The organism is uncultured Novosphingobium sp. (assembly GCF_964277725.1).
GTDB classification, from domain to species: domain Bacteria; phylum Pseudomonadota; class Alphaproteobacteria; order Sphingomonadales; family Sphingomonadaceae; genus Novosphingobium; species Novosphingobium fluoreni.
Genome location: NZ_CAXYKL010000250.1, coordinates 1 through 3,408, shown reverse-complemented (window position 1 = coordinate 3,408; position 3,408 = coordinate 1). Strand labels below are relative to the sequence as shown.

Below are 3,408 nucleotides of genomic sequence, written 5' to 3'. Positions count from 1 at the left end.
CGTCATTGCTTTAGAAGCGGAACCGGACACCGCCCGTGAACCGCCGCCCGGTAAAGCCCTCGAACGAGAACAAGCCGAACGAATTGACCTGCTTGGCATGGGCGTCGAGCAGGTTGGTGACGTCCATGCTGACATCGATAGCGGGCGTGACCTTGTAGCTGATCGAACCGTCGAGCTGGCCATAGGGCTCGACGAAGTTGCCGTCGCCGAACGTTCCTCCGCCGTTGGAATAGCGGCCACGATAGGAATAGGAGCCGCGTACCGCAAAGCCGGCTTTCTCGAAATAACCGCCGATATTGTAGTTATGCTTGGCCACCCCATCGAGCGGGAAGGACTCGCCGCCCTGGGTGCGCGGGATCGAGGGCGCGTCGATATAGGTATAGTTCCCGAACAGCCCCAGACCATCAAGCGCCGAGGTGATGTAGGAGAAGGGCAGCTGTGCCGCGAGTTCGATGCCCTTCACATCGCCGTTCAGCAGGTTCAACGGTTGATTGCGACGGAATTCCAGCGTCGACGTACCGCCGGTTCGCAACGACACGGTGTAGACCTCGGTCGTCTGGCCCGACACGATATAGTCGGTCAGGTGCTTGTAGAAAACCGCTGCCGACAACAGGCCACCCCGCGCGAAATAATATTCGAGCGATAGGTCGAGCTGGTCGGATTTGTACGGGCGCAGGGTCGGGTTGCCCGAGTTGATCGAGCGGACATTGGCATCGACCGAGGTGCCCGCCGACAACTGGCCCAATCCGGGTCGCCCGATGACGCGCGCCGCCGCAGCACGGATCAACAGGTCGGACGTCAGGTTGTAGCGGATGTTCAGGCTCGGCAGCAGCGCACTGTACACGCCCTTCACCGAGGTCTGCCCGGCGGCCGGTACGGTGACGTTCACCCTGTCGGGCTCGATGATGATGTTGGTCAGATCGGGGATCAAGCCGATCGAGGTCGTCCGCGTCTGGACCCAGCGCAATCCGATATTGCCCGCCAGCCGCTCGTCGCCGTTCATGAAGTCGGTACGGTAATAAGCCGCAAAGGTCTTTTCACCCACGTCGAAACCCTGTCCGGCCTGGGGCGGTATGTTCTGATCGTCGAAATAGGCCGATCGCGGCACGATCGCGTCGAACTTGCCGGTGTCGACGACGAGGAACTGGGGATTGCCGGGCAGCCCGGAGAAATCGCCCTGGGTGAGGAAGCCCCCCGCCTGGATGGCGCCACCGCCTTCGATACCGGGCGTCACGGTCAGCTTGCCGCCCGACAATGCCGCGATCTGGCCAGCATTCAGCACGGCGAAACCGGCGGTATTCTGGAAGCGACGATCGCTGGCATAGATGCCCGCCTTCACCGAGCGGAAGAAGCCACCATCGGGAAGCGCGTAGGTCGCGTCGAAACGCCCCTCCCAATTCCGGTCCTTGCTGGTGAAGGCAGCCAGATCGGCGACATTCAGATAGAAGTTGTTGGGATTCAGCTGATCATAGCCGCGATTGAACTGGATCGATGATCCGTTGCCGATGCCGTCAGGAAAGCTGACCGCGGCAGAGGCTCGCGCCTGGGCCTGCAAGCCGAAATTGCGATTGTTGTTGGTCGATCGGAAATAGGCACCCTGGCCTTCCAGGGTGAGCGCGCCGCTTGTCCATTTGACGCCCTGCGCGAGCGACAGCACCTCGATACGTGCGAAGGTGCCGCGCGCGGTCGCCTGGTTGCTGATGCCGTCGGCGTCGATCGTGGTCAGGAACCCCTGCGACCCGCCCAGCAGCCGGTTGTTGAAGCTGGTGTCGATCGTGCTTCCCCGAACCCCGTAATTGGTGCCGCCCGCGATTTGAGGCGCGATATCGGTGATCCGTAGCTGTGCACGCCGGGTATAGGTGTCGTTGTTGAAGCGGCTGTAAAAGGCGTCGCCATAGATTTCGAGATTGTCGTTCGGCTTGAACTGATAGCCCAGAATGCCGGTCAGGCGTTCGCGACGGCCGCGATTGTTCCACACGTCGAAGCCGTGCATGAAGCTGTAGGTATCGTTGAAGTCGCCATCGCGATTATAATCGATCGGCGGCGTCTTTCCCCCCTGAACGGCTTGTCCCGCCGCATTGAACAGCGGCGACTCCCGGCTTGTTTCGGCACCATAGGTGTTGACGAACTTTTCCAGAAACTCGCGCTTCTCATAGGCGACACCGGCGTTGATGCCGAACGTCCCGCTTTTGTTGACCCAGTTGCCCAGCACGGCAACGCGGGGCGTGACCTTGCCTCGCTCCTGTTCGTACACGCCCTCGACGGACGCGCTGACCGTGGTCTTGCCGATCGCCAGCGCACGCGCAGTCTGGACATTGACGGTTCCCGACAGACCGCCTTCGATCATGTCGCTGGTCGGTGATTTGATGACCTCGACCGCGCTGGTGAACAGCGCCGAGAAGGCCGTAAAGTCGAAGGAGCGGGTGCCGCCGCTACCCAAGGTGCGCCCATTATACTGAACGCGCGTGAACTCCTGCGGCAGACCTCGGATGGAAACACCCGACCCCTCACCTGCCGAGCGCGTAATCTGTACGCCCGTGATCCGCTGCAGCGACTCGGCCAGATCAGGTCGGGGAACTGGCCGATGTCCTCGGCGGAAATCACGTCGCTGACGACATCGGCGCGACGCTTGGCATCATTGGCCAGATCGAGAGAGCGGCGAAAACCGGTGACCACGATCTCATTGCCCGTCTGCTCCGCCGGTGCGGGGGCGTTCGCACCTTGCGGCTGATCCGCCTCTACCGCTTGGACGGCTTGTGCCGCCGCCCCGCCTTCGCAGAACAGCAGTGCCGGCACCGTCGCTAACAGGAACGCTCTCGTCATACATCCTCCCACGGGCAAACTAACCCTCGGCCATTATTGGCTTTTGTTGGTGATATCATGCTTTCATTCGCGAATTCCGTCAAGGATAAGTCAGACATGACCATTTGCATGTCCTTCCCGACGTCGAGGGAGTGACGATTGAGGCGTTTCGCCCACCTCACGGTGCCGCCCCCCGGCGACAGCATCCATGCCTTGCTGTCGCTTCGTGATCCGACCCGGTCAGCGCTGCCCCGGGGCCGACAGCGACACGCCATCTGCCCCCTACCGGACACCGTAGGATGGCGACCGAGGTGAGCTCGGTGTCATTGTCGCTGACAATCAGGAGCGGCTTATACCGGACAACCCGACGCGCAATCTGGACGATGTCGCAGGCACGGTGCTCGCGGAGTCCCAGCCGCTCGCGAATGAGATGGACTTCCCGCCGCTTTGCGTTGGGCGTCGCCAGTTTTTCCCGCGATCCCTGAGCGCGGCGGCGTCGAGCATGGCATCCGCCAGCGGTCGCTTTAGGCGTATAGCGCCAAATAAAAAGTCGGCATGAATGTAGGCAGGAGATTTTCGCCTTAGATTTTACCCGGTAAAATCAAC

1 protein-coding gene is annotated in these 3,408 nt (G+C 61.4%); it reads right to left on the bottom strand.

The window, feature by feature from the left end; translation table 11 throughout:
* Positions 1 to 10: 10 nt before the first annotated feature.
* On the bottom strand, positions 11 to 2,563 hold the full coding sequence (locus ACHWRX_RS13885; protein ID WP_394659627.1) for a TonB-dependent receptor: 2,553 nt from the start codon (positions 2,561 to 2,563) through the stop codon (positions 11 to 13).
* Between the last annotated feature and the right edge of the window lie 845 nt (positions 2,564 to 3,408).